Source organism: Metabacillus idriensis, assembly GCF_009674765.1.
Taxonomy (GTDB): Bacteria; Bacillota; Bacilli; order Bacillales; family Bacillaceae; genus Bacillus_P; species Bacillus_P idriensis.
This window is the reverse complement of the sequence record NZ_WKKF01000001.1, coordinates 579561-604750: the sequence shown is the minus strand read 5'-3', so window position 1 is coordinate 604750 and position 25190 is coordinate 579561. Positions and strand designations below refer to the sequence as shown.

Below are 25190 nucleotides of genomic sequence, written 5' to 3'. Positions count from 1 at the left end.
TTGCACTCAAAAAGGCACCAAGTACCCCGTTTTTGCACTCAAAAAGGCACCATGACATTTAGCATGACATTGTCTTACTTTGATATCCAATGAAGACCTTCTATTGATACCTGGATTTAATCACGTTTTTACGGTCTGTAACAGCTTAAAAAACTGTTTAAGGTGTGTAAGGACTTTTTAAATCATACAAACAGAAAGAAGGTATTCAAAATGGTGGAGAATAACGTTTTAAGAATGGTCAATGGTGATGGAGAAGTTACTAGGGAATTTAATCCTGATACTCATTACATACGAAGCAAGAAGCAAGATGAATTTGTGAAGAAGAAAGAACAAGCAAAAGCCGAATTTGATGAATTCAATGAAGCAGCGGGTAAATTCATATGGTCATATCCTGAAAAAATTCAGCAACTTATTAAGTCTGAAGAATTTACAAAAGCCGATTTAACAATGATTTTCTATCTTGCAACATATGTAAACGGTGCTGGCTACTTGGTACATGATAATAACAACGTGAAGTTGACCAAAAAACAGATTCAGGAAAAGTTATCAGTGGGCCGAAACCTTTTCAGCAAATTCTTCAAAAAGTTGATTGACCACAAAATTGTGATTCCTGAAGGCAACCATTTCAAATGGAGTGTTACTTTCAACTTCTATGGCACAACAGTAGGGAAGGCGAAACCAACAATGCTGGTGCGTACATACGTAACACAAATTCGTCACCTGTATGAAGCCGTTAATGATGAAGGGAAAAAAGCATATTCAGCAATCAATCTTTATCCAGTGTTTGCCCTGGTCCCATACTTGCATCATTCCAGCAATATCGTTTGTAAGAATCCTGATGTGAAGGAAATTGAAGACATTGAGTATTTCAACCTGAAAGAAATTACAGAATTACTGGATTTAAACCAAACCAAGAAGGTTTCATCAGGACTTTCTTCTTTGCTGCTGGATGGACAAACCACCTTTGTTAAATCTGAAAGTAAAGGTGAAATCTATTTCAAACTAAATCCAAGAATCTTTTGGCGTGGTACAGTTGCACCTGACAAAAAGATGGTTGCCGAATTTGATATGGTTGATAAAAACCGTTCCAAACGGAAAAAGAAATAAGCGGACGAAGATATGTATGCCCTATCAGAACTCATTCAGTGGATATGGCGAGGTCAGATACGTACAGGTAAACCAATCAATCTGTACATTCCTAGTAAGCGTATGCGTACTATTTTGCAGGTTTATTTGGATAGTGACCTGTAATGTCATACATTCACCTTCAGCCAAGCACAAAAGTAGGACAGGAAGTTCCATGACTAACTTCCTTTCATTCCTGTTCTTAACGATTGGTACGTGTATTCTTCTAGTATAACCTTCCTTTTTAACATGGTTGGCTTTTCAGCTGCCAGTTCGGTATCTTCCCATTGAGGCCTGTTTCATTTTTGGCTTTAATGGGACTTTTTTTATGCAAATTTAAGTATTTCCTCAACCTCAAACTTCCATATACTGCTATAATATACCTAAAATATCATATCAAGAGGTGATTTCTTGGGTATATTTGATGTAATTATTGATTCGGACTATACAGAAGACAGTAGTCTTCCTTTAATGAAGCATTTAAGTAACTGTATTTCAGCATCAGAAAGAGTACTTAGAATATGTGTTGGAAAAAAAGACCCCCTAACACACGATATGGTCATAATTTCACTCTTTCGGAAGGTGATTGAACAAGCAGATGGGGTGTATATTCTCCTTGACCACGAATCTAATAGTGCATTAACTTCTAGTTTCAGAAGTTTATATGAAACCTTTGTGGGTCTGCAATTTATACTTCAAGGTGGTACATCACTTGAAAAGCGGGCACTCTCGTACTACGTTTCATACCTTCATGATTTAATTATTTTCATTCAAAAATCGCTTGAAAACAAGGGTTTAGAAACAATATATACCGTAGAAGAAATGAAAGATGTTATTAAAAAACAGGAAAATACGCTAACAAAAGAGAACTTGGTTCCGGTAAACAAAGTATGGTTAAAAAAGAAAATGCAATTAGAGGAAAAAGGTAAGTATTTTGCACCAAAATGGTACAGCCTTTGTAGTAATGCTACAACGTTTAACCAACTTTCACGGAAAATTAAAGGCACAGACCCTATGTTATATGCTGCCTATTCTCTTGAGAGTCATGGTTACAACGCACTTGATAGTATCCTTTTTGATGAAACTTCCCAAAAGCATATCTTAATCCCCATTCGATATGAAAACCAAAAAAATAATACTCTTTCAAATCAAACAATATCAATGCTTCTTCTATGCACAGTCTTAATGGTAAAACGTTATTGTCCTGAATATACTTCAGACTTTTTAAAATTCCACCGAGTTGTAAGACCTGAGTTCTCAAACTTTTTTGAAGAAGAATATGTCTGATTTTAAACCTTCCGTTGTTTAAGGGTTGTAAATAACAAATTAAAAAAACTTAAACGAGAAAAGGAAGGTATAATAAAATGAAAAAAGTATTTAATGTGGATTCAGAAAAACATGTGCAGCTAGTAAAAAAGGTGATTGAAAGTGCCTTTAAAGGATTAACAACGGAAGAAGCGGTAAAACTAAAAAAACTATATAAAGAATGCGAATATGAGTACTACACAAGTCTAAAACTAAAGTACGTTCTTCCGTTGGGTATGTTGAAGTTGGAATACCATTTACCAAAAGAAGTTGAAGATTATGTAACTTATTCGGTACACACCCTAATTCAACAGCTGCCTACGCACTATGAAGCGGGTGATGAAATCAGCATAGAGTTCGGTTAATAAAAAAAAGGCACCCTGAATATATCAAGGTGCTTTTTCTCTACATCCATAACCTTCACTTCATCAGATGCCTTTTATTGCGTTCTTAATTCCTGTACTAATGGTTAAAAAATATTTTTATACTTCTTCTGATGACGTATTAATTTCCAGCATAACAGAACCACTTTGGTGCATCTTTAGCTTCTCCCAAAAACTTTTCATTGATTTAACATATTTTTCGAAAGATATTCGTTCCACACATAATACTTCTTCCATATTGGTTGTACGATACAAATTCATAAGCTTAGTATCACTTGAAATTACTGTTTCAAAGTATTCAGGATGCAGCTTGTATAATTCCTTAGCAGATTTACCACTACCATGTTTAAAAGTATTTGATATTAAATTACATTCACGAATTGTTTTCCAAATTTCTGTTTCTACAATAGGAACTTCAATTCCGTTCTCTTCAACATCACCAAATAATTCAGCCCACTCTGTTACAGAAGATGGAATTGTAAAAGTTAGATTCATTTCTTTTAAAACATTTTGTAACTGTTCAAACTTACTATAAAAATACCCATAATCTTTTTCTTCGTCATTAAGAACAAACTCAATTTGATTAATGTATTGGTTATGTCTATGGGTCATTTCCTCAAATAACCATTTTCTTAACTGCTGTTCAAATACTTGATACAAATTACTCAATGACATTAATTCAAACTGATAATGCATTAACGATTGTTCTTGCATACGTTCAACCACATATTCTTCTAATTGTTCATAATAGGAACTTGGGTCAGCATCTTCAGAATAATAATTGTTAGAAATAGCAGATTTTGCGTCTTTAAGGTAATTACCATAAACTAATTGTGGATTTTCCTTAATTTCTTTATAAATTGCTTCATATGTACGATTATGCGTTTCCAATAACACATCATATATACGTGTATAATTATCTTTAATATAAGGGTTAAAATACAATTCAAAGGTCACGTTAAGTGATTGGGTATTCTTTTTATTTTTACGCTTCTTTACCATTCACTTACACCTCCAAAGCCTTTTTATAGCAGTTAGTACATTGTTTTCGCCACTGATTATCAGCTTTTAACCAACGTTTTCTTCCACAAGTTACACAAGGAACCATGACCTTATCCAATACATATTTTGTTGTATTAACATCTATCTTAAACTTTTTTTCACCATTGGAAGGATTAGGAATTTCATTTACAAGTCTCTTTTCAAGGCAACCCAAACAAAGGGTTTTGTCCTTCCATTCTCTATATTGAATTATTTTAAGACCAGCTTCAGAATTTTTGATTCCACATTCAGCACATGATTTTTCATTCAATTTGTATTCATTAATGTGTACATCTATCTTTTCATAGTAAGGAACATCAGTCATATGATGACCACATTTAAAACAATCGATTTCAGAAGTTTCTTCTTTTCGTTCCTGGAAGTCATAACTGAAAAGCCCTTTTCTATCTGTACTACCGCCACCATAACCTATTTCATAAGAAACGGTTGTCTTAAAACCGCAAGAATTGCAGGGAATGCTGAAGGTCTTGGTACGACAATCAATACAAGTACACGGTTTACCCCAATCACAATTTGGCATATTTTATAAACCTTCCTTTCTTTCCACACTTCCATTTATAGCTTCAACCAATCACGAATTTTCTTTATATTTTGGTAAGTTTCACCAAACATTTTTTTAGTAATTTTCAGACTTTAATTATAATTATAAACCATATTTTTCTATGTTGTAAGCACTATTACTCGTTAGAGTACATTAGTTTGCTGTACCACTTTCCCACCAAGAATTCAACATTCGTTTAAGGTAAACACTTCTAAATTTCTTATTCAAAATGCCCCAATAGAAGCCATAAGTGCTTGTTACGGTGCTGAACTTCACCTTTCGTACCAAAGCCTTAAACGCCTTTATAGCGGTGTCCGTGATGTCTTCTGTGACTTTATGTTTAAGTGCTGATATAGTTACAAGCTTCCAAAATTCTTCAATCACTTTCGCATCATTGTAGAAACACTTCGCAAAGTTAGTAAAAGCAGCGGGAACAGTTTCGCTTACAAAAGTTGCATCTAAAATCAATTCTTCCTTTTGCGAAGTATGCAGTTCGTCCTTACGTAAATCTTTAATATCTTGTTTGTTAGTTTCAAAAAGGTTGTCTGTTTGTGGGTGGTTCAATTTTTCAACATTGGATGGTTCAGAAGCTGGTTGTGAAGAAGCCTGATATCGATTAAAAGAGTATACGTTGCTTGATTTACTGCCGTTTTTTCGTACAGTTTCATGTACAACTAATAAGCCTAAATCCTTTGCTTTAGTCACCATTCGTTTAAAACTGCTACGGCTTATACCAGCACCGTCTAATTCGTGTGTAGCTTTAGTAATTGTTCCTATCTTTGCATTGCAAACACCAGCAACCTTTGCTGAATACCTTGCAAGGCGTTTAAGGGCAATTGTTTCAGCCTTTGTGAATTGTACTTTAATTTCAGTCATCCACTGTTCAAAATGGTTGTTAAATTCCTTTATATCTCTGAAGTTAGATAGTTCTTTAAAGTTGGCTATGTTCCCTGATTGCACGATTGCTTTCCCCTGTCTATGTACAGAACAACCGCACATTACCCTTTCAGAAAAAAGGCATCACTGAATAGAACTTTTAATTCTCCAAATTTTTTGGTAAACTAAAAATTGTACGGTTATTCGTTTATTTTGTATGGTTATTTGTCTATTGCTTTACAGTTTGTACGGTTGTACATCTAGTGTTGTTGTACTACTGTTCAGCTTTCTGTAACTGTACGGTTAAACGTATAATCTTGATATGTAAGTTTTGGGGTGCGTGCTGCGAACACACACCTTTTTTCTTTGCCTTAAAACTGTTGCCTGATAACGTTACATTTCTCATTTAGCTGGTGTTTCCAATCAAGCAATGCTTCCTTGTATTCTTCTGAATACGTTCCAGCCACTCTATGCTTCGTGCTGTACACTTCGTTTATCTCTTTCAAGTACCACAAGATTGCATCTTCAGCTTTCATTTCAGTAATGTTTGGTAGTTGAGTATGCACCATTTCAAAACATCCTTTCTGATATATTTACAATCCACAAAAACATATAACTATATATCTATTGAATTAAGCGGGTTAAACCTATCATTCTGTTCCTTCAGGTCATTTCCCCACATAGCTGCGTAACGTTCAGTAACTACTATTGAGGAGTGTCTCATTAGACGTTGAACTGCAAATGTACTCATGCCAGACTGAATACACCTTTGGCAGAATGTGTGTCTGAATGTATGGCTAGACAAACGCACATCACGGAAGTTCATTATCTTTGAAAGTCGTTTGAACACGTTTTGAACTGCGTTTGGTGTCAATGTTTGATTATCTTTGTTGGTAAAGACAAATTCACTCAATTTGCCGTTAAACACTTGTTGGCAATAAACCTTATAAGCAGCTAGTTCTTTCATGCATTTTTCAGTTACTGGTATTGTTTCTCTTTTACGGTTTTTACCGAAGATTGACATGGTTTGTTGTTCAAAGTTAATATCAGACCATTTCAAGGAACATAATTCTGATAATCTCAAACCTGTCCCTATCAGCGTCACTATTATTTGATAGTCCCTGTACGCATAGAAAGCTTTCTCACGTTGTTTGATTCTCCTATAATAGTTCAGCATTTGCTTGATGTGATAATCGGTGAATACATCTATACGTGTATCTTCTCTTGCCTTTTGAATCTTCTTGGCAGGATTTTTCTCGATAACTTCACATTCCACCATGTAATTTAACAAGGCCCGTATACGTTGAAGCTTTGAATTAGTAGTGGTAGCATTATTCCCACGTTTCTGACAGTAGATAATGTATTTTTTAATAGTGTTAGCAGTAATATCTTCCACGTTCAATAATTCTTGCGAAGAACAGTATTCTTCAAACTGCTTCAACATAATACGGTAACCTTCAAGGGTGCTAGCTGTTACATTCTTGTATTCCCTATCATCAATAAAGTCTTGAACTGCAAATTTCAACAACAAAAAAACCACCTCCCAATAATTTGAGAAGTGGTTTAAAAATAGTCATGACGGTAAAGCACCGACCACAACATTTTATACGATTTCAAAACGCTTGAAACCCTTGATACAACTAGCATTATGACCTGTGAGGGATTCGAACCCCCGACCCCTTCCCTGTCAAGGAAGTGCTCTCCCACTGAGCTAACAAGTCGCATTATGTAGGTGTATTGCTGACAAACTCTATTATATGAGGCTGCGTGCGCAAAGTCAACAAAATTATTCAGGCTCAAAGAGTTTTTGTAAAGAATCATTTAAAACAGGAAAAGCAGAGCCTGAATGGGTACTAAAAACAGCAGAAATAAGTAAATAGTGTAATCATAGATCCTTATATGATTCCTAAAAACAGCACTGCTCCAAAATAAATGGAGCTCATTCCTATAAAAGAGAATGCAAATACAATAATCGGTTTAGGGAGTCTTCCTCTTATGTTTACTAGGGCAATGCCTATTATTATATGTATGACTAAAAAAAGAAAGTAAATCATTAGATTCAGCCCTTTCTATTCAATTCCTCAAGATGATTCTGGATAAATTCTATTAACTCTTCTTTAATCATTTCTGCAGATTCATCAAGTAGTTCACCAACTAACCTACTTCCTGCAATCTTTGATGAAACCTGTAAACCCAGGAAACGGCAGTTACATTCCCAAATCGGCACTGTATGTAAATTGACTATTTCTCCATATTCATCAATGATTCCAACAGATATTGCAGAACGATAACCCGGTTTGAAAGGATGAGTACCCTCATGCTCAAAATCCCCGTCAATCTTAAGGGTATCTTTAAAAATAGGCTTATATTCTTTCATCAAGTCTTCTATGTGTTTTTTCAATTTCTGCTCAATAGATGTAATCCTGTTTAATAGATTTTGGTTAAAGTCTTTTTGAGTATACTTCATTGGATTCCCTCCAGCCGAGCTGATTTTATTCTCTTTTCAGCGCCAGTTTCACTGAGAGCTGAATCTCTTCATTAAACAGACCATCCGAATTCAGTTTAAGCAGTTCCCCCTTTAAATCCTCTTCAAAAGCATCTGAACTGAAGCCAAGAAATTTCTTAGAACCGTAAGAAGTGGAGTAAATGTTGCCTATAATTGAGTCCACTGTCCAAACATACTGGTATGCAGGCAGATTATGGACTTCGAGATAAAATTTAGAGCTTTCTATGCTTCAGCGTATTAGGTGATCAGGATTCCAATCAGAATGACAATAACATCTACTGAAAAGAACCCAATAAAAAATAACCGAAATACCTGAGCGGCTTAGGCATCTTTTTCATTTCCATATTCGCTTCGGGAGGAAATCCTTCCATGTTATTCAAATGCTTCAACGCATCATTTATGCACTTTTTTTCTAATATCCTCTTATCACCTTCAGGATGCATAGAATATTTTACGATAACAGTAGAATCCCATTCGACTCATTTCCCGGACAATAATCGACTTAATGACGAGCTTTCGTTAGGTTGTATGGATTAAAAAAAGCATGAAAATCAGGATGATTTTCACGCTTTTTCCAGTCTGTTATGCCTGCTGTGGTAAATTTTGATCTTTATCTTTTTTCATAAATAACTGGATTGCGAATAAGCCTGCAAAAAGAATTAAGCCGATCGTATCCGAAATCCCCTCTGGATAGATAAGCAGCAAGCCTGCTGCGATGGCGAGAAGCCGTTCAATCCAGTGCAGCTTTCTCATCCAGAAACCAATCATTCCAGCTCCAATAGCGATCATACCAGAAACTGCCGTGAAGACAACCCAGGCGATTTCGGGCAGCGTGGTATCGATTAACAGCATTTGCGGCTGCAGAACGAATATATACGGAATAATAAAGGCTGCAATGGCGAGCTTTGCAGAGATAACTCCTGTTTTGATTGGTTCTCCGCCAGATACCCCGGCCGCAGCAATCGCTGCAAGAGCAACAGGAGGTGTGATGTCGGCTATTATTCCAAAATAGAATACGAATAAATGAGCCGCCAAATCCGGATAGCCAAGGAAAATAATAGCGGGTGCAGCTATTGTTGAAGTGATTACATAGTTTGCTGTGGTCGGTGAACCCATCCCCAGAATGAGAGCGGCAATCATAGTAAGGAACAAAGTTGGAATAATTGCTCCTCCCGCCAAATCGATTAAACCATTCGCAAGAGTTAAACCGAGACCTGTTTTTGTGACAATCCCTACAATAATTCCAGCGGCAGCTGTTGCAGCTGCAACGGACAGTGCTGATCTCGCACCATCAACAAGTGCCAAAACAATCGCTTTTGGCCCCATGCGTGTTTCCTTATTAATAAAGCCTGCTCCTATGGCTATTAAAATAGAATACAGCGCTGCATGCATAACAGGTACTCCTGTCATTAACAACACCACGATTGCAACAATCGGAAGCAGCAAATAGATTTTCTTTAAAACTTCCTTGCGATTTGGCATTTCTTCTTCTTTTAAGCCCCGAAGACCCAGTCTCTTTGCTTCAAAGTGAGTCATAATCCAGATACCCGTAAAATACAGAACTGCCGGAATCGCTGCAGCTTTGGCAATATCCCAATATGTGATGCCGTTTCCGATAAATTCAACCATCAGGAATGCTGCGGCGCCCATGATTGGGGGCATCAGCTGTCCGCCTGTAGATGCTGCCGCTTCAACTGCGCCTGCAAATTCACGCTTATATCCTAATTTTTTCATCATCGGTATGGTAAAAGCACCTGACGTAACAACGTTTGCAACGGAACTTCCGCTGATTGTTCCTTGCAGTGCGCTTGAGAAGATCGCGACTTTAGCGGGTCCCCCTACTCGTTTTCCTGCAATCGCAGCAGAAAGATCGTTGAAGTATTGTCCAACTCCCGTTTGGATAAGAAACGATCCAAACAGCAAGAACAAAAAGATAAACGTTGCAGATACCCCAAGAGGAGTTCCAAGAATTCCTTCAGTAGTAAAGAACATGGTTTGAACCAGGCGCTCTAAGCTCAGTCCCCCATGCTGCAAAAATCCCGGCATGTATTGGCCAAATAACCCATATAGCATGAAAACTACTGCAATAATGGTAATCGGCAGACCCACTGCACGTCTTGTTGCTTCTAATACTAATAAAATCGCAATTAATCCGATCGCAAAATCAGTTGTTGTTAAAATGCCGACCCTCATGGCGATATCTTCCATAAAAAGAGGCCAGTAAGCTCCTACAGCAATACTGAGCAGGGCCAGGATAATATCAAGCGGACTGACCTGCCATTTCCCGGTTTTCTTCTTATTTTTTGTTATCGGGAATAAGAGGAAAATAAGGGATAAAGCGAAACCTAAGTGAACAGAACGCTGAATTTGCGCAGTAAATACGGAGACGATGGCAGTGTATAGCTGAAAGAGTGAAAAAGCAAGCAAGCCAAAAAAGACAATCCAGGCAAAAACACCTGTCAGTTTTCTTGTTGCGGATTCAGGGTCATATTTTTCAAGAATGGCTTGCTGTTCTTCTGCTGATAACGTTTTGTTCTCTTCACTCATTGATTTTCACTCCTTTCAAAAGCTGAAAAAGATTCATGGTTTCATAGCTGACTCTGACCCATGTACCTGGTTTTATGTAATTTTTCAATTCATATTCTTTTCCTTTGTAAACTACTCTGTGATTGGAAACTACCTGTCCTATGCTTAGGTCGAAAAAAGGAAATGTCCGATTCATATTTGAAATGATATAACGGCCATCCTTTCTTTCAAAAATCTCCTCCCCTTCAGGTCCAGAGGGCATGCCTACTGCAAACGTCTCATATGAAAGCTCTTTTTGTTTGATTTTTTTGTTCGAAAGCTCATATGTTTCAATCACATCTGTAAGATGAATGGAATGAGTATACTTAATTTGAAAAGTATCCATTTCTTTAACAGAAATGTAAGCCAATAGCCTGTTTGTGTCTTCAAAATGAAAAGCTGCGGTTTTTTTAAACGGGATAAAAAAGATGAGAATGACCAAGATGAAAAGCATAAGAACGTATAATAGCTTTTTCTTCATCCCTGTTTCCTCCAAAATCAAGAGATAGACCGCAGTTTCTCTGCGGCCTATCTCTCAAACCATTATTTCAGTACGCCTTTTTCTTTAAAGTATTTCTCAGCACCAGGATGCAGCTTTAAGTCGCCGATTCCTTCAAGTGCCGTTTCTGCTTTGATTAGTTTTCCTTTTGCATGAGCAATTTTATCTGTGTTTTCAAAGATTGATTTTGTGATGTCGTATACGAGGTCTTCATCAAGTTCATCCTGAACCACAAGCATCGCTTTAACAGCAACTGTGTTCACGTCTTCACCAATCTTATATGTGCCGCTTGGAACAACATCCTCAGAGTAGAAAGGATATTTTTCAATAAGCTCTTTCACTTTGTCAGCTTCAAGAGGAACAACTACCACCTTGTTTTGAGCTGAAAGAGTTTCAACTGCAGCTGTCGGAGTTCCTGCTGTAACGAATGCTGCATCAATGCTGCCGCCTTGAATTCCTTCAGTTGATTCATCAAACGAAAGGTTTTGAGCCTGAATATCATCCACTGTTAAACCGTGTACTTCCAGGACCTGTGTAGCATTTAAGTAAGCTCCCGAACCGATTGCCCCAACGGAAACTTTCTTGCCTTTTAAATCTTCAACTGATTTAATGCCGCTCTTGTCAGTTGTGATTAGTTGAACCGTTTCGTTATATAACGTACCAAGTCCCAGTACATTATCAATCTTGTTATCTTTAAACATACTCTCTCCGCTTAAAGCATATGTCGCGATATCGGTTTGAGAAAATGCAATCTCAGCATCTCCGCTTTTTAATGTCTGCATGTTTTCAACAGATGCACCTGAAGACTGTACAGTTGCCTTATAATCAGTGCTATCAGAAATGATATCGCCGAATGATCCGCCAAGAGGGTAATATGTACCACCCGTTCCGCCTGTAAGAATACGCAGCGTTTTCGGCTTAGAATCTCCTGAGCCTCCCCCGGAACCAGATGCAGCATCATTTCCGCCACAGGCCGAAATGATCATCACAACAGCAAGAAGCATGACCATAAATAAACTTTTACGCATTTTCACTAGTAAATTTCCCCCTCTTTGTAATTTAATTGTAACAATACCACATTTTTATATTACCATATGTTTGAAGAAAATTGTCAATCTATTCTTGAAATTCAAATATTCAATATTTTCCCTCAAAATAAACTATCTTTCTATTAAACTGTTTTCTCATTGATTTGTTGGTTGCTTCTTTTTCGAGAAGCTGGAGAATTTGGTTTTGTTAATCTTTTATAAATTTTCATTTTTCTCTCACCTTATTGCTTCAAATTTAAAATATAATTTAGTATAATTATAAATTGAGAATGATTATTTTATATTGAATTATCACAATCATTAGTATATTCATCATTTTTCACTAAACAATCAAATAGGAGGGGAATTGAAAATGAACGATAACAATAGCCACGATCAAAAAAGCCATACAGCAGCTGGTGCAGGTCAGTGCCCTATAACTGGTGCAGGCGGAGGTCATAAAGAGAGCGCCATTACGACTTCAAAAAAACCTGGAGGCACAACAAACAAGGACTGGTGGCCGAACATGCTGAATCTTGGCATCCTGCGCCAGCATGATAAAAAATCAAATCCGTTTGGAGAAGACTTCAACTATAAAGAAGAGTTCTCAAAACTGGACTATGATGCATTGAAAAATGATCTTCATAACCTGATGACAGACAGCAAGGATTGGTGGCCGGCAGATTACGGTCATTACGGTCCTTTCTTCATTCGCATGTCCTGGCACGCAGCCGGTACATACCGTACAGCTGACGGACGCGGAGGCGGTGCCTTTGGCTCACAGCGTTTCGCACCCCTGAACAGCTGGCCGGACAACGTAAACTTAGATAAAGCGCGCCGTTTGCTTTGGCCAATCAAGCAAAAGTACGGAAATAAAATTTCCTGGGCAGACTTGCTTGTTTTAACAGGCAATGCAGCGCTTGAGTCTATGGGTCTGAAAACATTTGGCTTCGGTGCAGGACGTGAAGACATCTGGCACCCGGAAGAAGACGTCTATTGGGGAAATGAAAAAGAGTGGTTAGCCGACAACCGTTATTCAGGCGACCGTGAACTTGAAAACCCTCTTGCTGCGGTTCAAATGGGGCTTATCTATGTTAACCCTGAAGGACCAAACGGCAAGCCGGATCCTCTGGGAAGCGCACGGGACATCCGCGATACGTTCTACCGTATGGGAATGAATGATGAAGAAACCGTTGCTTTAATTGCCGGCGGACATACTTTTGGCAAAGCACACGGTGCAGGCGACCCATCTCTTGTAGGTGATGACCCGGAAGCAGCAACTCTGGAAACTCAAGGCTTAGGATGGCTGAGCAAACATGGCAAAGGAAAAGGCCGTGACACAATCTCAAGCGGAGTCGAAGGTGCCTGGACAGCAAACCCGACGAAATGGGACAACGGCTACTTCGAACAGTTATTAGGCTACGAGTGGGAACTGACAAAGAGCTCAGCTGGTGCATACCAGTGGCAGGCCGTTGACCTTCCAGAAGATCACATGGCGCCAGACGCTGAGGATGCATCCATCAAAGTGAAAACAATGATGACAACGGCAGATATGGCATTGCGTGCTGATCCTGCGTACGAGAAGATTTCCCGCCGTTTTTACGAAAACCCAGAAGAGTTTGAGGATGCGTTCGCGCGTGCATGGTTCAAACTTCTTCACCGCGACATGGGTCCAAAAGTGCGCTACTGGGGTCCGGAAGTGCCGCAGGAAGAACTGGTTTGGCAGGATCCAATCCCAGCAGTGGATTACACCTTATCAGACGCTGAAGTCGACGATTTAAAAGAAAAAATCCTAAACTCTGGCCTGTCTGTGAGCCAGCTTGTGAAAACAGCCTGGGCATCTGCAAGCACATACCGCGGTTCTGATATGCGCGGCGGTGCAAACGGTGCACGAATAAGGTTAGCTCCTCAAAAAGACTGGGAAGCAAATGAGCCTGCTGAACTTGTAAGAGTTCTGGATGTCTACGAAAGCATTCAAAGCCAGTTTGATAAAAAAATCAGCCTTGCTGATTTGATCGTCCTTGGAGGAAGTGCTGCCGTTGAAAAATCTGCGAAAGACGCAGGCTTTGACGTAACCGTTCCATTCACGCAAGGCCGAGGTGATGCAACAGCAGAACAGACAGATGCCGAAAGCTTCGACGTTTTAGAACCTGTATCTGACGGATTCCGCAACTACCAAAAAGCGGAATACTCCATCAGCCCTGAAGAAATGCTCGTCGATAAAGCTCAGTTACTGGGATTGACAGCACCGGAGATGACGGTTCTTCTTGGCGGAATGCGTGTCCTTGGGACAAACCATGGCGGTACAAAACATGGTGTGTTCACAGACCGCACAGGCCAATTGACAAATGATTTCTTTGTAAATCTTTTAGATATGGGCATTGAGTGGAAACCGGCTGGCTTCAACCATTACGAAGGTCATGACCGTAAAACGGGAGAAGTGGTGCGCACTGCATCACGTTTCGACTTGGTCTTCGGCTCAAACTCCATTCTTCGTGCACTTGCAGAAGTGTATGCACAAGATGACAACAATGAAAAGTTTGTGCATGACTTCGCGGCTGCCTGGGTGAAAGTGATGGATGCGGACCGTTTTGATGTAAAACATTAAGTGAAGGGATTAAGCCGCTCTATGATTAAGAGCGGCTTTATTCTTTGAGTAAGCTGTTCCTGATCATGCACACATTTCTTCTCCTAAAATACCGTCTATCTATCCCCCTACAAAATAACCCTCCTCCAAAAGTCTCATTTTTCCATTTCGCCCATTATTTATAGTTCAAAAGGGTATAACAACAATATCACATTTTAGGAGGCTGTAAAGATGAAAGCTGTGACGTTTCAGGGCACAAAGGAAATGGAAGTAAAAGAGGTCCCGGATGCGGTGCTTCAAAAAAAAGACGATATCATTGTCCGCATCACATCAACCGCTATATGCGGCTCTGACCTTCACATCTACCAGGGAGCACTGCCTGCTGAGAAAGATTACGTTGTCGGGCATGAGCCTATGGGAATTGTAGAGGAAGTTGGACCAGAAGTAACAAAGGTTAAAAAAGGCGACAGAGTAGTTATCCCCTTCAACATTTCGTGCGGAAGCTGCTACTATTGTAAACACGACCTTGAAAGCCAGTGTGATAACTCAAATCCCAATCCTGAAATTGATACAGGCGGCTACTTTGGATTTACAGAGCGTTACGGGAATCATCCGGGCGGACAGGCTGAATATTTAAGAGTGCCATTTGGAAACTTTATGCCGTTTGTGATTCCGGAATCCGTCGAGCTTGAAGATGAAGCCCTGCTGTTTATGTCAGATGTCCTGCCTACTGCGTATTGGAGCATTGAAAATGCCGGTGTGAAAAGTGATGATACCGTAGTAGTTCTCGGATGCGGACCAGTCGGTCTCATGGCTCAGAAGTTCGCGTGGATGAAGGGCGCTAAACGGGTCATTGCCGTTGATAACCTGCCCTACAGATTAGACCGGGCGAAAAGAATGAACAACGTAGAAATCATTAATTTTGATGACTTTAAAGATACTGGATCTCACATTAAAGAGCTGACAAGCGGGGGAGCAGATGCTGTCATCGATTGTGTAGGAATGGACGGGAAAAAGACAGCACTTGAAGAAATTGGGCAAAAACTGAAGCTGCAAGGCGGAACCCTCAGCCCGTTTGAAATTGCGATGAACTCTGTCAGAAAGTTTGGTACGATTCAGCTGACTGGTGTTTATGGATCAAAATACAACATGTTCCCGCTCGGAAATATATTTGAACGAAACATCAACCTAAAAATGGGACAGGCTCCTGTCATTCATTACATGCCAATGCTGTTCGATATGATTACCTCAGGGAAATTGGATCCAACTGAAATCGTCTCCCATAAAGTGCCTTTAAGCAAGGCAAGCGAAGCGTACAAAATCTTTAATGATCATGAAGATGAGTGTGTGAAGGTAATATTGAAGCCTTAAATTCATATAGAAAAAGCATGTGGCGTGTTGCCGCATGCTTTTTTGTATTCCTGCTATTATCTCACGTCTCTGCGATCTCTATCTTTTCTTCTAAGCCCCAGCAGCCCTGCTAATCCTAATAAACCAATCCAGCCAATATCCATATCATCGTCATCATCAGCTGCTGCCGCAGTTTCGGTATTTACATTTCTTGTGCTGATGTTATCGTCTCTATCATTGTAATTATTTTCTGCTTGAACGTTTACACCAGACATCATAACGGCTAGAACCATTGTACATAAGATCATCATTATATTCTTCTTCAAAAAAACCCCTCCATTTTTATGATTAGTACGTTAGTTATAATCCTCAAACAGGAATTTTTTATTCTTTACGTTTTTTTTTTTTAAAAGTATTAATTAAATCTTCTTGTGCAAAATAGAATGTGTCTTTTAAAAATATGAAATGGAGTGATCAATTTGGGTATTCTCAGCGGAAATCCGACGGATGAACCAATGCATTATGGAGAGGTATTTGGAGTTTGGAGTGCATTATCAGTTGCTAAAGCATCTCATGCAGCTTATCAAGTTTATTACAATCACACTGGTGATGCCGATTTGAAAAAATTAATTGATCAAATCATTAAAAATAATATTTTGCCTTCTATTGAAGAACTTGAAGCGTTATTAAAAAAGAATGAGGTCGGCTTGCCGCCAACACCTCCTGAAAGACCAAATGCCCGACTAGAAGAAATTCCTGCGGGTGCCCGTATTTCAGATCCGGAAGTGGCAATGAGCATCTCTAAAGACCTTGCTCAAGGATTAGTGGCTGACAGCACGATGATCGGACAATGCATTAGAGAAGATATTGCTCTGCTGTTTACTCAGCATCATGCAAAAAAAGTACAATACGGAGGTAAAATTCTTCAGTTAAATAAAGAAAAAGGCTGGTTAATTCCCCCTCCTTTGCATTTAGATAAATAATAAAAGCAGTTCTATCTGCTGCCTATAAGGAGTCTGCTATGTATTTTTACAAAGAAGATTTAATCAATATGATCGTTCCCGATAAGCCGGATCCTGCTGCTGCAAAAGTTTTGCAGGAAGCACTCGGCGGTCAGTTCGGTGAAATGCGCACAATGATGCAATACTCCTTTCAAAGTGCCAACTTCAGAGGAAAAGATAAACAGTACCGTGATTTAATCAGAGGCGTTTTTCTTGAAGAAATCAGCCATGTAGAACTTGTTCAAACAACGATTAATCAGCTTTTAAATGGTTCTGGCGAAGTGAATGATGCCGGAAATTCAGGTCCTAGTCAAGCACCTCTTGCAGATCCGGTCATGCACGGAAATCCTCATCATTATATTATGGGAGCTCAAGCTTCACTTCCTGTTGATGCTGGAGGGAATCCATGGAACGGGTCATGGGTTTACAGTCACGGAAATTTAATTAGCGACTTGCTGAATAACGTGATTCTCGAATCAACCGGCGTTCTTCAAAAATCGCGAATTTATGAAATGAGCTCTAATAAAACGTTTAGAGAAACCATTGCGTTTTTAATTGTACGGGACAATGCCCATCAAAATGCATTTGCCAAAGCACTTGAAACACTGGGAGTTAACTGGGGCAAAGTTTTCCCGATTCCAAATTATGATATTAACAAATATCCTGAATGCAGAAAATATGTTGAAATGGGTTATCACAATGCCCAGTTTAACTTCCGATTGGATTCAACTCGTATTGGTGAAATTTTCACAGGTGAATCTCCAAGCAGAGACAGCGGAGATTTACAGGTCACTGATCCGCCTAAAGGATTTCCTGTTCCAGATCTTCCCGAGATGCCGAATGAACACAGTCCAGGCTTAAACGATTTGAATCAATAAATTTGAAAACGGCCTTTTATAAAGGCTGTTTTTCTTTTCTCTCATTTTAAGCAGACTTTTGGAAACAATAAGAAGAATGATTTTCTATGAGGTGACTTATGACAAGGGCTATCGAATCCATTTCAGCTATTATTAAAAACTTTATTGATAAAGATCCTAAACCTCCGCTCCATGTGGGGGAAGTGATGGATTTATGGACAATTTTCACTGCGTTTCATGAAGCACATTCCCTTTACCAAGTAGCACTGAACTCAACAATCGATCCCGATTTGCAGCATGTTGTTCAGAATGCCTTGGAAGGCAGTAAAAAAGATACTCAGGATATTGAAGATTTTTTGTTAAAGGAAGGCGTGCCTCTGCCGCTGGTCAATCCTAAAAAACCCCTTTCAAACGCAGCTGCAGTTCCAGAAGGTGTTAAACTATCTGATGATGAAATTGCCAATTTAATTGCTGTCAAAATAGCATCCTCCATCACGTTTTGCGCGCAGGCCATGTCTAAAACGGTTCGGACAGATGTAGGAATTCTGTTTTTTGAAATACAGGTTGAACTGATGAAATTTGCTGCTCCGCTTAAAAACCTGATGAAAGAAAGAGGGTGGCTTCGTGTCCCGCCAAAATACAGCCCGCCGGGTAGACCTGAGTAGGGTAAATCCAGCAGATTGGAGCAAACATACAGATGGGGAAAAAATTCGAAAAAAAGGTATTAAGATTCTTACTTTCATTTGGGATATTAGCACTTATCGTCTTGCTTAAAAAACCGCCTGTTAAAGACTGGCTGATCATTTTTCTTGTTAAAAGTTATTTTTCATCATTAGTAGATAATTACTTAGTTAAGATGGGGTATATTTCGTATCCGGCCAACCTCTTTAAAAAATACTTTAATATAAGTGTAATTTTTGATTATCTAATCTTCCCGATCACCTGTGTTTTTTATAATCAATTGACAGTCAATTCATCAATCTTAGGTATTTCTGCTAAAGTTCTTTTTTTCAGTGTTCCAATGACACTAGTCGAATATTGGCTTGAAAAAAACACACAATTAATTAAGTATCATAAAGGCTGGAGTTCAAAAATAAGTTTTCTTTCAATCACTTTCACCTTTTTATTTGCTCGATTCTTTATTGGGTTTGTACGGAAAATTTCAAATCAATCCGTTTTAGAAAAAGGGTCGCGTTAACCGTTTTTGGTTTAAATCAATTTCAAACAAAAAAAGACCTCTCCAGCGCGGGAGGTCTTTTAGATACACGGATTAATTAGAAAGATTTTTCGATTGAGCGGGAGCATAAGAATTAACCATCTGCTGCATATCACCTGCTGGCAGCTGCGGCACCTGATAATAATGATGCTTATTTTGATAGATCGAAATCTCATAGGCCATTTCAATGCAATTTGGAATCGTATCAGCCAAAACCCGTCTGACAACCGGGTTTGAAACTTCTGTGGTTGCCATACCCTTTAATGACGCATTTGATTTTACGGATCCAAGCATCAGGTCTGAAATAACCTGATCATTAATTTCCTCTGGCATCATCATCGGTTTCATCGGCGGCGTTTGTTTCAGGCCGAACACAAAGTCATTTCCTTGCTTCATGTTATAGACTTCAGTTGATACGGAAGGCTTCATTCCCGTTTGGAAACACTCAACAATCGTATTGTATTCGGTTATCATAAATTGCTCATGGCGGTTCATCATATCCAGAAGTTCCGGATCCTTAACGTGCGGTTTTAAAATGGTGTATAAGTTTAATGCATTAATAGCACCCGATAAAATTTCGGATACATCAAACATTTCATGTCCGCCATGACTTAATTGGGGAGGCACAGCTCCAGTCTGCATATTTTCAGAGCCTGCATTGTTCATTAATTGATCCACATTAACCATTCCTCTCTCATTCATTAAAGATATACATACCTATTCTGCATCATAGGGAGGAATCTATTCGTCTTATTCTCATTCCATAATCCCAGCCTGAATCAGATGAACATTAGCATCTACCTCGAAATGAACAGATCCATACTGCTTTTTCCAATCTTTATAGCCTTCCTGTCTCAGCTCTTCCTTAATGCCAAGTGGATCGACATCTAATTTCTGCAGTTTTTCAAGCAATACTAAAGCTTCTTTTTCCAGCATTTCCTCTGATTTCTTTTCAATTTTTTCGATATTCTTTTTTTGTGTAAGATCTAATCCTCCGCCTTCCATGACTCTTCCATCCATTTTAATCCTCACGTTAAACGTATAGCCGTTTGCTGTTTTTTCAGGTTTAAACTTTGTGTTTGAAGAAAGATTTTGTATGCTGACCTGCTTGTCTTCTTTTATATCGACTTCAATGATGCCTTTTCGGATTTTTTCATAAAGGACTTTTAATATATAACCTTCTTTCAGGTCGATGGTCTCGGCTAAATGATCCCCTTTAAAAAGAGCTACACCCGAGACTTGAATGAGATCCCCCTTTTTCTCAATTAAAGGCAAAAATGGATCAAACCCCAGGCCGCGGTAATGAAACAGAAAATGATGCAGATTGATGCTTGGAATTGTCCTCTCCATATTTTGTTTGACGATATCAATGACAAATTGTGAAACAGATTCATGCTGTTCGGATTCTGTTGAAAGGATTTCGTTTGATTTTCCTTTTGATACAACTAAACTGATGTCTCTCCCTATATTTGGGTCTCTTTGAAGATTGTCAACGAGATCATCGATTCCGCTTCTCGCCAGTTCCTCATCGAACAAAATCACTCCCACCCTGCCTATTTCAATTGGTCTTGGAGACTGTGCCTGAATTTCCTGTCTTATCTGTTTGCTTGTCCGGCCTACAGCGGTTAATGCTACATTTTGCGGTTTGGATTGAATGCCAGGCGGTGTATACGTGGCACCGGCAGTCACTTGAAATTCTTTTTCATTTACATAGTCATAGCCAATTGCCTGAATCAGCTGAACATCTTCCAGTACTTTTGAAACAGGAATACAGCCGCTTAACAAACACATGCATAGCAGGATTGCAAAAACTTTATAACCATTCATTTTTTATTCCTCACCTTCATGATGATGAGCTGCAATATAAACAGCAGAGGAATATATCCGTAAATCGTATAGAAGCCAATCTCAGACATGTTGTTATTGAGCAAATCAATTTGTTCTCTGTCTTTTAAAAAGACAGCAGCGATAAATATGATAAGACATATGATTCTAAGCGCATTCCTTTGATTCATGGAAAAAAGACGGTGCATTCCCCTGCTAGCGCTCCATAGTCCAATACACATGTTAGGCAAAACCACAAAGAACCATAAAGAAATACCTACATATTCAAAACGTTCAATAATGGTCAAGTCTACTATTTTCCAGAGAGTGAGCGTTGCCCAAATGGTTGTTTTCAGCTGATTCTGATCAAAATAAGCAAACGAAACCAATGCAGTCAGCAAGTATATAAACATACTGAATAAAACAGCATAATGAGCCCACTTCTGAGACTTAGGCGGATCTTTTATAAACGGATAAAACATAAACAGAACTTCAAATCCCAGGTAATTCAGCGTCATTCCTTTTGAAGCCGACAAGAGCTCCTTAAACGAGAGATCAAAAACAGGAAGAAGGCTGCCTAAATAAGACTCCCTTATCGGAAAATATTTGACAAATAATAGCGGTATTCCATAGATGACTCCAAGAAAAGCAATTCCGGTGACAATTCTGAATCCCCCTGTGACATATGAATAACAAATTAAAATAATAATGGCGATGAATACCCAATGGTAGACATCCGGAAAAACCCACACCTGAATGACCTCTACATACGTACGAATCAGAACAAGGACAAACATGGCGTAATAAATAATAAAATAAAAACTGAAAATCCCTCCAATCCATTTGCCGAAAATCTGATGATGGATGGCTACGATATCATTTTTTCCTCTATTTAAAATTAGGTACGATATCCAGATCAAAACAAGAATCGTTATGCCAGAAGTAATGATAGCAATCCAGGAGCTGTGGCCCGCAGACTTCGCGATATACCTCTCAAATCCTAAGATCCCCACACCAATTTGCATGGTATGAATCAAATAAAACACAAAGTAATTGGATACTTTTTTATCATCTTTAGGCAATGGGAACATGGGAACACCTCCTTTACTCCTCAATATCCCGTTTCACTTTTTTATGAGCTTTTGGCTGAAAACGATCAGGCGCAGGTGATCTCATTTGAAGAGGTCTTTTATTTTGCACATACATCGGCAGCCTGAAAATGGAATCCTTTAAATCTTTAAGCCTTAGAGGATATACTGGTGCAAGATATGGACGTCCTAAGGAGGACAGCTTAAGCAAATGCCCAAGAAAATAAGCAAAACAAAAAGCAATCCCGATTAGACCAAAAAGCTGTGCAGCAAAGATAAAAGGAAAACGGATTAAACGGATGACGTTGCCCATTTGATAAACGGGAGTAGTAAAAGATGCGAGTGCAGCAAGGGCCACAATGATCAGCAGTACATTGCTCGTAAGTCCGGCTTGAACCGCCGCTGTTCCAATTACAATCCCGCCTACGATACCAATTGTCTGGCCAATCTTAGTCGGCAATCTGGCTCCTGCTTCTCTCAGGAGCTCAATTGTCAGTTCAAGAATAATCGCCTCTAATATCGGCGGAAAAGGAACACCGCTTCTGGATGCTACCAGCGGATTCAGCAGGTTTTGCGGAATCATTTCGTAATGATAGGTAAGAACGCCAACATACATGGCAGTAGATATAACGGAAAAGAAAACGGCAAATAACCGGACAAGCCTGAAAATGGAGGCAATCGGCCAGGATAAAAAATAATCCTCAAAGGCAGAGAAAAATTCAACCAGCGTTGTCGGACCAGTCAGCGCATGAGGAGAACCGTCAACTAAAACGGTAATTTTCCCTTCAGACAAAACACCCGCTACCCTGTCAGGCCGCTCTGTATCAATCATTTGGGGAAATGGGGAATTGTTATTATCTGAAATAATCTGTGCAATCATTGAACTATCCAAAATCGAGTCATAATCGATGTCTTTTATTCTTTGCACGACCGTTTGAATGTTATCTTCATTTGCAATACCTTTAATATATAAAACAGCGATTCTTGTTTTAGAAAGCCTTCCTGCCCTCATCTCTTCAACAACAAGTTCAGGAATAGGAAGTCTTTTTCGAATTAAGTTCAGATTAGCATCCAGAGATTCAACAAAGGCTTCTTTAGGTCCGACAACACTGTATTCAACCTCAGGCAGGCTGACCGCTCTTTTCTCAAGTGAAACCGCAGACAGCAAGAGTACTTCATTTAAATTTGTTTCAGATTGAACGGCAACATAACCAGACATTAACCTTTCCTGAATTTTGAGCACATTGCTGATAATTTCTGTATTATCAATCGGAAGAATTTCCTGCAGTTCAAATAAACTCGTATTGCTCTGTCCTTCGGTTAGGAAAGGCAGAATATGCTTATGTAAAACATTTACATCTACTAAAGTTTTATAGTAATGAATATAATATGGACTGCTTTGTGAATAGCGATACGAGGTAAAATCAGCTGACAGCTTGCATTGCTTCAGCAGATCTTCAAGCTTTACATCTTCGTTTTTCTCCCCAGCTGTTTTCTGCTGAGGAAAAGCTGGTTCTTTCTTAAAAAAAGGAAACAAGCTCTCTCCTCCTCTAACCTGAGGAATTTTCACATCAAAAAACAAGACATTCTTAAGGTGCCTTGTTTTTTATAAAATATGAATAAATTTTCATAGGAGGATTTCAGCTACATTAAAAGATAAAAAAAGCAAGAAATCCATTTAGGATTCTTGCTCTGTTTATTATTTTCCGCCAAAACTCATATGTTCATAACGTCCGCGAATGACTTCATAAATGCCATAAAGCATTAGTCCTGCAGCTGCAATTCCAAGCAGCCACTGTCCGTAAGGCTTTGAAGCGAGTTCTGCAAGTGCTCCGTCAATGCCTTTTGATTGTTCAGGGTTAGCCGTAATAGCTGTCTGAATAAAGAAATAACCGATCATAGCAAGAACTGCTCCTCGAGCTATCAGCCCCATTTTCCCTGATTTTCTGGCAATCTTTTTCTCATGCTGATTCATTTCACTGACTCTGAATTTATTCATAAATCGTTCTGTGTAACCATTATACAGTTCATAAACTCCGTAGCCGATGATGATCATGCCTACGAGTCCGATGATCCATTGTCCAAAAGGCTGTGCCAATAGCTTAGCAGAGATTGTTTTTTCAGAACCGCCTCCGCCTCCTGAACTTGCATGCATGGCGATTGAGATGGCTTTAAACGCGATACCTCCATAAATAATTGCACTTACTCCGTAGCCAGCTCTAGTCAATAAACCTTTAGCATCCGTTCCTTTATTCTCCGGATCGAGGATTGTCTTAATCACTTCCCAAATCACATATCCGATTAAGCCAATTCCGATCAGCCAAAGAAGAATTTCTCCGAAAGGCTTGCCTGCAACCGTCTCAAGCATCCCGCTTGTTCCTGTCATTTTGCCTCCAAGGCCAAGCGCTGCCATTAAAGCAAGAAGCCCGATTAAGAAATAAACGGTTCCTTTTGCCATATATCCAAATCTGCCCAAACGCCTGATCCAGGGCTTCGTTTCATTTCCTGCCTGATTTGTTTTTTGCTTAGCACCTGCTTTTGCAGAATACTCCATACCAATCGCTCCCTTAAATATAATGCCTGCTGAGTGTTAATTTCCCATTGTTAAGAGAAAAGAAACCTGTTGGAAAATGTTTCTTGATACAAACATCATTGAGTAAACTAAAGAAAGGAATACAGCTCTCCAAATCAGAAGATTAATGAAAGGATTTCTTTTTGAATTGCCATTATTTACTTGAGGGGGATTGAAAATGGTATTTGAAAAATCCAAATTAATAGACCTGATTTACTCTGACCAGGATGCATTTTTTCCTTTAGTGATTATGATGTGCGGTGTAGCAGGTTCAGGAAAAACCACTTTTGCACAACAATTAGAGAAAGCAGGTTTTAAGAGACTTTCAATTGATGAGGAAATCTGGACTGTTCATGGCCGTTATGGAATTGATTATCCTGCTGAAAAATATGAACATTACAAGGAAGAAGCTGAAAAGAAGCTGCGTAAACGAATGGTCAAGTTCATTCAGAATCAAGAAAATGCAGTTGTAGACTTCAGCTTTTGGCAGCGTGCACGGCGGAACCAATATAAACAGATTATTGAAGCAGCGGGAGGAAAGTGGAAACTTATCTATTTGAAAGTACATCCAGATGAGCTGCGGAAACGATTAAAAATCCGGAGTCAGCGATTTGATGCAAATGCCGCTTTTCCCATTACTGAAGAAATCTTACTTTCTTTTCTTAATGGTTTTGAAGAACCCATAGGTGAGGGAGAAATTGTCATTGAAAATTAAAGTCTCCAAAAAAGAGAAAGGGGCTGTCCATAAAGTAAATTTACGGAAATAATGTTGTTCTCAATAATTAATGTTGTCCGTTCCTTTCCG

The 25190-nt window shown here is 39.0% G+C and carries 26 protein-coding genes and 1 tRNA gene; 10 read left to right on the top strand and 17 right to left on the bottom strand.

Features of this window, described 5'->3' with window-relative positions:
• The first annotated feature begins 234 nt into the window (after positions 1-234).
• The 3 genes from GJU41_RS02980 (at position 235) to GJU41_RS02970 (ending at position 2795) form a co-directional block, all read left to right on the top strand.
• Positions 235-1107 (top strand): hypothetical protein, encoded by an 873-nt coding sequence (locus GJU41_RS02980; protein ID WP_170292698.1) that lies wholly within the window; start codon positions 235-237, stop codon positions 1105-1107.
• A gap of 429 nt (positions 1108-1536) precedes the next feature.
• The gene (locus GJU41_RS02975; RefSeq protein WP_154317960.1) at positions 1537-2412 is read left to right on the top strand and encodes a DUF5677 domain-containing protein; all 876 of its coding nucleotides are present in this window, start codon (positions 1537-1539) and stop codon (positions 2410-2412) included.
• Positions 2413-2489: 77 nt separating this feature from the next.
• Positions 2490-2795 (top strand): hypothetical protein, encoded by a 306-nt coding sequence (locus tag GJU41_RS02970; RefSeq protein ID WP_154317959.1) that lies wholly within the window; start codon positions 2490-2492, stop codon positions 2793-2795.
• 117 nt (positions 2796-2912) lie between these two features.
• On the opposite strand, the gene GJU41_RS02965 is transcribed toward GJU41_RS02970, so the two are convergent.
• The 11 genes from GJU41_RS02965 to GJU41_RS02915 all read right to left on the bottom strand — a co-directional run bounded on the left by GJU41_RS02965 (position 2913) and on the right by GJU41_RS02915 (position 11896).
• Positions 2913-3815: a hypothetical protein gene (locus GJU41_RS02965; protein ID WP_154317958.1), complete on the bottom strand. Its 903-nt coding sequence runs from the start codon at positions 3813-3815 to the stop codon at positions 2913-2915.
• Positions 3816-3819: 4 nt separating this feature from the next.
• Positions 3820-4395, bottom strand: a complete 576-nt coding sequence (locus tag GJU41_RS02960; protein WP_154317957.1) for a hypothetical protein — start codon at positions 4393-4395, stop codon at positions 3820-3822.
• Between the two features lie 174 nt (positions 4396-4569).
• Positions 4570-5376, bottom strand: coding sequence for a hypothetical protein (locus GJU41_RS02955; protein WP_191559187.1), 807 nt, complete (start codon positions 5374-5376; stop codon positions 4570-4572).
• Between the two features lie 287 nt (positions 5377-5663).
• The gene (locus tag GJU41_RS02950; protein ID WP_154317956.1) at positions 5664-5861 is read right to left on the bottom strand and encodes a hypothetical protein; all 198 of its coding nucleotides are present in this window, start codon (positions 5859-5861) and stop codon (positions 5664-5666) included.
• Positions 5862-5908: 47 nt separating this feature from the next.
• Positions 5909-6823: a tyrosine-type recombinase/integrase gene (locus tag GJU41_RS02945; protein ID WP_212031428.1), complete on the bottom strand. Its 915-nt coding sequence runs from the start codon at positions 6821-6823 to the stop codon at positions 5909-5911.
• A 118-nt stretch (positions 6824-6941) separates the two neighbouring features.
• A tRNA-Val gene (locus GJU41_RS02940) sits at positions 6942-7013 on the bottom strand.
• A 338-nt stretch (positions 7014-7351) separates the two neighbouring features.
• Complete coding sequence (locus GJU41_RS02935; RefSeq protein WP_070875079.1) at positions 7352-7759, bottom strand: hypothetical protein; 408 nt, start codon at positions 7757-7759, stop codon at positions 7352-7354.
• 25 nt (positions 7760-7784) lie between these two features.
• Positions 7785-7961 (bottom strand): hypothetical protein, encoded by a 177-nt coding sequence (locus tag GJU41_RS02930; RefSeq protein WP_154317954.1) that lies wholly within the window; start codon positions 7959-7961, stop codon positions 7785-7787.
• Between the two features lie 419 nt (positions 7962-8380).
• Positions 8381-10345, bottom strand: a complete 1965-nt coding sequence (locus tag GJU41_RS02925) for a TRAP transporter permease (RefSeq protein ID WP_070875078.1) — start codon at positions 10343-10345, stop codon at positions 8381-8383.
• Positions 10338-10844, bottom strand: coding sequence for a DUF1850 domain-containing protein (locus tag GJU41_RS02920; protein WP_154317953.1), 507 nt, complete (start codon positions 10842-10844; stop codon positions 10338-10340). The genes GJU41_RS02925 and GJU41_RS02920 overlap by 8 nt, the downstream gene beginning before the upstream one ends.
• 62 nt (positions 10845-10906) lie before the next feature.
• The gene (locus GJU41_RS02915; protein ID WP_396653159.1) at positions 10907-11896 is read right to left on the bottom strand and encodes a TAXI family TRAP transporter solute-binding subunit; all 990 of its coding nucleotides are present in this window, start codon (positions 11894-11896) and stop codon (positions 10907-10909) included.
• A 367-nt stretch (positions 11897-12263) separates the two neighbouring features.
• Here GJU41_RS02915 and katG point away from each other — a divergent pair, with 367 nt between their 5' ends.
• Positions 12264-14498 (top strand): catalase/peroxidase HPI, encoded by a 2235-nt coding sequence (gene katG, locus GJU41_RS02910; RefSeq protein WP_154317952.1) that lies wholly within the window; start codon positions 12264-12266, stop codon positions 14496-14498.
• Positions 14499-14708: 210 nt separating this feature from the next.
• Positions 14709-15848, top strand: coding sequence for a zinc-dependent alcohol dehydrogenase (locus GJU41_RS02905; protein ID WP_070875075.1), 1140 nt, complete (start codon positions 14709-14711; stop codon positions 15846-15848).
• A gap of 56 nt (positions 15849-15904) precedes the next feature.
• Here GJU41_RS02905 and GJU41_RS02900 read toward each other — a convergent pair whose 3' ends face one another.
• Complete coding sequence (locus tag GJU41_RS02900) at positions 15905-16153, bottom strand: WGxxGxxG family protein (protein WP_070875074.1); 249 nt, start codon at positions 16151-16153, stop codon at positions 15905-15907.
• A 153-nt stretch (positions 16154-16306) separates the two neighbouring features.
• On the opposite strand from GJU41_RS02900, the gene GJU41_RS02895 reads away from it, so the two are divergent.
• The 4 genes from GJU41_RS02895 to GJU41_RS02880 all read left to right on the top strand — a co-directional run bounded on the left by GJU41_RS02895 (position 16307) and on the right by GJU41_RS02880 (position 18883).
• A complete protein-coding gene (locus GJU41_RS02895; RefSeq protein ID WP_070875073.1) occupies positions 16307-16810 on the top strand; it encodes a DUF3231 family protein in 504 nt (167 codons plus the stop codon).
• Positions 16811-16848: 38 nt separating this feature from the next.
• Complete coding sequence (locus GJU41_RS02890) at positions 16849-17706, top strand: manganese catalase family protein (protein ID WP_070875072.1); 858 nt, start codon at positions 16849-16851, stop codon at positions 17704-17706.
• A gap of 98 nt (positions 17707-17804) precedes the next feature.
• The gene (locus GJU41_RS02885; protein ID WP_070875071.1) at positions 17805-18350 is read left to right on the top strand and encodes a DUF3231 family protein; all 546 of its coding nucleotides are present in this window, start codon (positions 17805-17807) and stop codon (positions 18348-18350) included.
• 32 nt (positions 18351-18382) lie between these two features.
• On the top strand, positions 18383-18883 hold the full coding sequence (locus tag GJU41_RS02880) for a CBO0543 family protein (RefSeq protein ID WP_070875070.1): 501 nt from the start codon (positions 18383-18385) through the stop codon (positions 18881-18883).
• Between the two features lie 72 nt (positions 18884-18955).
• On the opposite strand, the gene GJU41_RS02875 is transcribed toward GJU41_RS02880, so the two are convergent.
• The 5 genes from GJU41_RS02875 to GJU41_RS02855 form a co-directional block, all read right to left on the bottom strand.
• Positions 18956-19567, bottom strand: a complete 612-nt coding sequence (locus GJU41_RS02875) for a spore coat protein (protein ID WP_083328090.1) — start codon at positions 19565-19567, stop codon at positions 18956-18958.
• A gap of 90 nt (positions 19568-19657) precedes the next feature.
• Complete coding sequence (locus GJU41_RS02870) at positions 19658-20728, bottom strand: Ger(x)C family spore germination protein (protein ID WP_154317951.1); 1071 nt, start codon at positions 20726-20728, stop codon at positions 19658-19660.
• Complete coding sequence (locus GJU41_RS02865) at positions 20725-21816, bottom strand: GerAB/ArcD/ProY family transporter (RefSeq protein ID WP_070875067.1); 1092 nt, start codon at positions 21814-21816, stop codon at positions 20725-20727. Before GJU41_RS02865 ends, GJU41_RS02870 begins: the two co-directional genes overlap by 4 nt.
• A gap of 13 nt (positions 21817-21829) precedes the next feature.
• Positions 21830-23350, bottom strand: a complete 1521-nt coding sequence (locus tag GJU41_RS02860) for a spore germination protein (RefSeq protein WP_070875066.1) — start codon at positions 23348-23350, stop codon at positions 21830-21832.
• 162 nt (positions 23351-23512) lie between these two features.
• The gene (locus GJU41_RS02855; protein ID WP_070875065.1) at positions 23513-24367 is read right to left on the bottom strand and encodes a DUF1206 domain-containing protein; all 855 of its coding nucleotides are present in this window, start codon (positions 24365-24367) and stop codon (positions 23513-23515) included.
• A 196-nt stretch (positions 24368-24563) separates the two neighbouring features.
• Here GJU41_RS02855 and GJU41_RS02850 point away from each other — a divergent pair, with 196 nt between their 5' ends.
• Complete coding sequence (locus tag GJU41_RS02850; RefSeq protein WP_070875064.1) at positions 24564-25100, top strand: P-loop nucleotide/nucleoside kinase family protein; 537 nt, start codon at positions 24564-24566, stop codon at positions 25098-25100.
• Positions 25101-25190 lie beyond the last annotated feature (90 nt).

What these genes read in the sequence shown, in the direction of transcription:
- GJU41_RS02935 (WP_070875079.1), bottom strand. Translation starts at nt 7,759, where the DNA reads ATGAAGTATACTCAAAAAGACTTTAACCAAAATCTATTAAACAGGATT.
- GJU41_RS02855 (WP_070875065.1), bottom strand. Translation starts at nt 24,367, where the DNA reads ATGGAGTATTCTGCAAAAGCAGGTGCTAAGCAAAAAACAAATCAGGCA.
- GJU41_RS02880 (WP_070875070.1), top strand. Translation starts at nt 18,383, where the DNA reads ATGGGGAAAAAATTCGAAAAAAAGGTATTAAGATTCTTACTTTCATTT.
- GJU41_RS02970 (WP_154317959.1), top strand. Translation starts at nt 2,490, where the DNA reads ATGAAAAAAGTATTTAATGTGGATTCAGAAAAACATGTGCAGCTAGTA.
- GJU41_RS02925 (WP_070875078.1), bottom strand. Translation starts at nt 10,345, where the DNA reads ATGAGTGAAGAGAACAAAACGTTATCAGCAGAAGAACAGCAAGCCATT.
- GJU41_RS02905 (WP_070875075.1), top strand. Translation starts at nt 14,709, where the DNA reads ATGAAAGCTGTGACGTTTCAGGGCACAAAGGAAATGGAAGTAAAAGAG.
- GJU41_RS02865 (WP_070875067.1), bottom strand. Translation starts at nt 21,816, where the DNA reads ATGTTCCCATTGCCTAAAGATGATAAAAAAGTATCCAATTACTTTGTG.
- GJU41_RS02980 (WP_170292698.1), top strand. Translation starts at nt 235, where the DNA reads ATGGTCAATGGTGATGGAGAAGTTACTAGGGAATTTAATCCTGATACT.
- GJU41_RS02960 (WP_154317957.1), bottom strand. Translation starts at nt 4,395, where the DNA reads ATGCCAAATTGTGATTGGGGTAAACCGTGTACTTGTATTGATTGTCGT.
- GJU41_RS02875 (WP_083328090.1), bottom strand. Translation starts at nt 19,567, where the DNA reads ATGAACAATGCAGGCTCTGAAAATATGCAGACTGGAGCTGTGCCTCCC.
- GJU41_RS02850 (WP_070875064.1), top strand. Translation starts at nt 24,564, where the DNA reads ATGGTATTTGAAAAATCCAAATTAATAGACCTGATTTACTCTGACCAG.
- GJU41_RS02965 (WP_154317958.1), bottom strand. Translation starts at nt 3,815, where the DNA reads ATGGTAAAGAAGCGTAAAAATAAAAAGAATACCCAATCACTTAACGTG.
- GJU41_RS02890 (WP_070875072.1), top strand. Translation starts at nt 16,849, where the DNA reads ATGTATTTTTACAAAGAAGATTTAATCAATATGATCGTTCCCGATAAG.
- GJU41_RS02950 (WP_154317956.1), bottom strand. Translation starts at nt 5,861, where the DNA reads ATGGTGCATACTCAACTACCAAACATTACTGAAATGAAAGCTGAAGAT.
- GJU41_RS02885 (WP_070875071.1), top strand. Translation starts at nt 17,805, where the DNA reads ATGACAAGGGCTATCGAATCCATTTCAGCTATTATTAAAAACTTTATT.
- katG (WP_154317952.1), top strand. Translation starts at nt 12,264, where the DNA reads ATGAACGATAACAATAGCCACGATCAAAAAAGCCATACAGCAGCTGGT.
- GJU41_RS02920 (WP_154317953.1), bottom strand. Translation starts at nt 10,844, where the DNA reads ATGAAGAAAAAGCTATTATACGTTCTTATGCTTTTCATCTTGGTCATT.
- GJU41_RS02870 (WP_154317951.1), bottom strand. Translation starts at nt 20,728, where the DNA reads ATGAATGGTTATAAAGTTTTTGCAATCCTGCTATGCATGTGTTTGTTA.